The organism is Methylophaga sp. (genome assembly GCF_965655755.1).
Taxonomy (GTDB): Bacteria; Pseudomonadota; Gammaproteobacteria; order Nitrosococcales; family Methylophagaceae; genus Methylophaga.
In genome coordinates this window covers 1-4,825 of record NZ_CBFHHW010000001.1, presented here as the reverse complement: position 1 = coordinate 4,825, position 4,825 = coordinate 1, and the positions used below count along the sequence as shown (strand labels likewise).

Below are 4,825 nucleotides of genomic sequence, written 5' to 3'. Positions count from 1 at the left end.
TTTTCTCGCATGACGGCTGACAAGCATTCCTCAGTTGCTTGTTGGATTGCCCTGCAGCGTATACCGGGCGTCGGCCCGGCGACTTTTGCCAAGCTGTTAGAGCAATTTGGCAGTCCGCAGCAAGTGTTGCAAAATCCCAGTCAAGTGACAGGACTGAGCCAGTCCGTGATGGATGGTTTGTACCAACCTGACTGGCAACAGGTAGAACAGGATTTGAACTGGCTTGATGCGGCTGATCGTGACGTCATCACACTGCACGACGCACGTTATCCCGGTTTACTCAAACAGATTCCCGACCCACCTAGCATTTTGTATGTTCAAGGTGATGTCACTCTGTTATCACAATGGCAGTTGGCTATTGTGGGGAGCCGAAACCCATCGGCTTCCGGACGTAATACCGCGTTTGATTTTGCACGTTATCTGGCTTCGGGTGGCCTGACTATCACCAGTGGCCTGGCTACCGGCATTGACGGCGCTGCTCATAAAGGAGCATTGGCTGCTGGAGGTAAAACGATTGCCGTAGTGGGTACGGGGTTGGATCGGGTTTATCCTGCCCAACATCGGCAGTTGGCCCATGATATTGCTGCCAATGGTGCGCTTGTGTCGGAGTTTCCTTTGGGCACCTCACCCAGGCCAGAATCTTTTCCCCGACGTAACCGTATTATCAGTGGTTTATCTTTGGGTACTTTAATCGTTGAGGCGGCATTAAAAAGTGGCTCTCTTATTACGGCACGCATGGCGATGGAACAATCCCGTGAAGTTTTTGCAATTCCCGGCTCAATACATAATCCGCTGTCACGTGGCTGCCACCAATTAATTCGAGAGGGTGCCAAGCTGGTGGAAACGGCTGATGACATTATTGAAGAGTTAGGGGCATTGGCCGGTGTCGAGGCGAGCCCCTTTTCCGAAGTGGGCCCGGAGAATGAGCAAGCGGAAAGAGACGGTGATTACCAGATTTTATTTGAACATTTGGGATTTGACCCCATTTCAGTGGATAGCTTGATCGAAAATAGTGGATTGACGGCCGATGCCGTTTCATCCATGCTGTTATTACTAGAGTTGCAAGGCGAGGTTGAATCGTTGCCGGGCGGACGTTACGTGCGAACCGGTTCCTGAAAGAAGTCAGACCCTCCTTCTTAAAGAGAATCTAATGAAAGAAAATATCATTGATGTATTGTTGTATTTATTTGAGAACTACATCGATTCGGAAGAGAGTCACAAACCCGATAAAGATGCGCTGGAACTCGAATTAGAACGGGTTGGATTTCAGGAGCTGGAAATTCATAAAGCCTTAGACTGGCTTGAAAATATGACGGTTCTCGCAGATCAACCATTAACACAACATGCCACCATGCGCGTTTTCAGTGAGTTCGAAAAAGAACGACTCGATGTCGAATGCCGTGGTTATCTACTTTTTCTGGAACAGGTTGGCGTTTTGGATGTCGAAACGCGGGAAGTCGTGATCGAGCGGGTTCTCGCTTTAGATACAGACGAAATCGATTTGGATCAGCTCAAATGGGTCGTTCTGATGGTATTGTTTTATCAACCGGGCAGAGAAGTTGCCTTCGCCTGGATGGAAGATCTGGTTTTTGAGGACATGGAAGCCGTTATTCACTAACAATAGTGAGAACAGTTTGCTCTAACGTTGCCCGTCTCTACGGGCTTTGTTTTTTTTGCGCTGGTTTTTTTGGTACTGGGGAAAATGGGAAAGAAATTAGTCATCGTCGAATCGCCTGCTAAGGCGAAGACCATAAAAAAATATCTGGGTAAAGACGTCGAAGTATTGGCTTCTTACGGCCATGTTCGTGACTTATTGCCAAAAGAAGGCGCCGTTGATCCGGCTAATGACTTTGCGATGAAATATCAGGTCATTGATCGGAACAGTAAACACGTTGATGCCATCGTCAAAGCGATGAAAAAAGCCGACGAACTCTATCTGGCAACGGATCCGGATCGCGAGGGAGAGGCGATTTCCTGGCATTTATTCGAATTACTTAAAAAACGCGGCGCACTCAAAAACAAAGAAACCCATCGTGTTGTTTTTCATGAGATCACTAAGCAAGCAGTCAATGATGCTGTAGCCCATCCACGTGACCTTTCTATGGACATGGTTAATGCTCAGCAAGCACGACGAGCATTGGATTATCTGGTAGGTTTTACGTTGTCCCCGCTGTTGTGGAAAAAAGTCCGTCGCGGTTTGTCAGCCGGTCGTGTGCAAAGTCCGGCACTGCGAATGATTGTTGAGCGTGAGCTCGAAATTGAAGCGTTTGAACCCAAAGAATACTGGACCATCGAAGCCGATGCTGCGGCTGAGAAAAAAGCGTTTCAGGCAAAGCTTACCCATTTTGAAGGGGAAAAGCTCAGTCAATTCACAGTAAATAATGCCGATCAATCTGCCGAAGTTGTCGATAAGCTCAATAAAGCTGCTGAAGGCAAACTACTGGTTACCAAGGTTGATAAAAAACAACGTAAGCGTAATCCGGCAGCACCATTTACAACCTCGACATTGCAGCAGGAAGCTTCACGTAAACTCGGTTTTGGCGCACAGCGTACCATGAGCGTTGCGCAGCAATTGTATGAGGGTGTGGATACCGGTGAAGGCGCCGTGGGTTTAATTACCTACATGCGTACCGACTCCGTGACCCTCGCTTCTGAAGCAACCGATGAAATTCGCGGTTTCATTGCTGAAAAATACGGCAAAGAAATGGTGCCGGGCAAGCCACAGGTATACAAAACCAAATCAAAAAACGCTCAGGAAGCGCACGAAGCGATTCGCCCAACATCCGTTTTACGCACACCTGATGAGATGAAAGCTTATTTGTCCGTCGATCAGCTGAAACTCTATACCTTGATCTGGCAACGCACTATGTCCTGTCAGATGGTGCATGCGACATTAAATACGGTAGCTGTGGATTTGGGTTGTGGGCAGGGAAGTACTTTCCGGGCCAATGGTTCGACGGTAGTAAACCCTGGGTTTATGAGCGTCTATCTGGAAGGTAAAGACGACACGGCCAAAACCGATAAAGATGAAAACCTGCTGCCACCGATGGAGGTAGGGGAAGTTGTCGATCTGAAAGCGATCCGTCCAGAACAACATTTTACCGAGCCACCGCCACGTTACAGCGAAGCCAGTCTGGTGCGCAGCCTGGAAGAACATGATATTGGTCGCCCATCGACTTATGCCAGCATCATCTCGACATTATTGCAGCGTGAGTATGTAGAACTGGTTACCAAACGGTTTCATCCGACCGACGTGGGCCGTGTTGTAGGCAAATTTCTGGTCCAACACTTTACCAAATACGTTGATTATAACTTTACAGCCCAACTCGAAGATGAGTTGGATGCTGTCGCGCGTGGTGAGGAAGAATGGATTCCGCTACTGACACGTTTCTGGGCCCCTTTCAAAGAGCAAGTGGAAACCAAAGACAAAGAAGTTCAGCGAAGTGATGTAACACAGGAGTTGCTGGATGAAGATTGCCCTAAATGTGGCAAGAAGCTTTCCAGCCGCTTGGGTCGAAGTGGACGTTTTATCGGTTGTACAGGCTATCCTGAGTGTGACTATACCCGCAATATTGATGGTGATGAAAGCAGTAATAACGAGCCGGAAGTCGTTGAAGGACGTAAATGTCCTAAATGTGAGTCTGATTTATGGATCCGAACCGGCCGTTATGGCAAATTCATTGGCTGCTCAAGCTATCCCAAGTGCAAGCATATTGAATCTCTGGAACAGCCGACCAATACGGGTGTGGATTGCCCTAAATGCAATAAGGGTGAAATCCTGACGCGCAAATCACGCCGCGGTAAGGTGTTCTTTTCCTGCTCTGAGTATCCGGACTGTGATTACGCCTTATGGAACGAGCCGCTCAAAGAAGAATGTCCTAACTGTAAGTGGCCAATTCTGACTATTAAAACCACCAAGAGCCGGGGCACCGAAAAAGTCTGTCCGCAGAAAGAGTGTGGATTTACCGAAAAAGTCGAGTCGAATTAGGTTTTAGCCTTACGGTCAACATGCCCCAGATCCCGATCCGGGGCGATAACATCGCGGACACACTGTTTAAGCTCCGTAATTTCAGGAAAGCGACCGGCTTCTTTGCGTGACCAGACCCGCTGATCATTGGCATAGACTTCAAATATGCCGCCTGTTCCTGGTTTTAAGGTGAGTTCATCAAGCTCTGTATCAAAGGTTGAGAGTAACTCCTGAGCCATCCAGCCTGCACGCATTAACCACCGACACTGCGTGCAATAAACGATTGTGACCCGTTGACTCATTTTTCCTCCTCGTGCCGGTGCAGGCTAGTCTGCCTGTAATGCATTAAATGCTTTTTCTGCCTTTTGGATAGCTGTCTCAGTATTGGCTGCCAGTACATTGAAGTGACCCATTTTACGACCTGCACGCGCTGTTTGTTTGCCATAGAGATGCAGCTTAATGTTTGGCTCAGCAAGTAACGTTGCCCAGTGCGGCTCACTGCTACCCCATACATCACCCAGAATATTCACCATCACTACCGGACTCATGAGATCGCAGTTACCGGATGGTAAATTACATAACATACGGACTTGTTGTTCAAACTGTGATGTTGGGCAAGCATTTAAAGTGTAGTGGCCAGAATTATGTGGGCGAGGTGCAATTTCATTCGCAATGATATCGCCTTCAACCGATACAAAAAACTCGACAGCCATGGTACCGACGTAACCTAGACCTCTTGCCAGATCATTTGCCATTTGAATGGCTTTTTGAGAAAGATCGGCAGACACAGCGCTGGGGACCGTTGTGGTATGTAAAATGCCGTTCACATGGACATTTTCAGCAACTGGAAAATTGGTA

Annotated in this window: 5 protein-coding genes; 3 read left to right on the top strand and 2 right to left on the bottom strand. The window is 48.0% G+C overall.

All coding sequences use genetic code 11. The features are described 5' to 3' along the window. Window positions 1-9 precede the first annotated feature (9 nt). The 3 genes from dprA to topA all read left to right on the top strand — a co-directional run bounded on the left by dprA (window position 10) and on the right by topA (window position 3,988). The gene (gene dprA, locus ACTF5U_RS00025) at window positions 10-1,116 is read left to right on the top strand and encodes a DNA-processing protein DprA (RefSeq protein WP_438969732.1); all 1,107 of its coding nucleotides are present in this window, start codon (window positions 10-12) and stop codon (window positions 1,114-1,116) included. A gap of 34 nt (window positions 1,117-1,150) precedes the next feature. Further along, window positions 1,151-1,618, top strand: coding sequence for a DUF494 family protein (locus ACTF5U_RS00020; protein WP_438969574.1), 468 nt, complete (start codon window positions 1,151-1,153; stop codon window positions 1,616-1,618). Between the two features lie 84 nt (window positions 1,619-1,702). Then, window positions 1,703-3,988, top strand: coding sequence for a type I DNA topoisomerase (topA, locus tag ACTF5U_RS00015; RefSeq protein ID WP_438969573.1), 2,286 nt, complete (start codon window positions 1,703-1,705; stop codon window positions 3,986-3,988). On the opposite strand, the gene ACTF5U_RS00010 is transcribed toward topA, so the two are convergent. Next, window positions 3,985-4,269, bottom strand: coding sequence for a SelT/SelW/SelH family protein (locus ACTF5U_RS00010; RefSeq protein WP_438969572.1), 285 nt, complete (start codon window positions 4,267-4,269; stop codon window positions 3,985-3,987). The genes topA and ACTF5U_RS00010 overlap by 4 nt on opposite strands. Window positions 4,270-4,293: 24 nt before the next feature. Further along, window positions 4,294-4,825: ATP-grasp domain-containing protein (locus ACTF5U_RS00005; RefSeq protein WP_438969571.1), on the bottom strand; the 532-nt coding region annotated here is incomplete at its 5' end.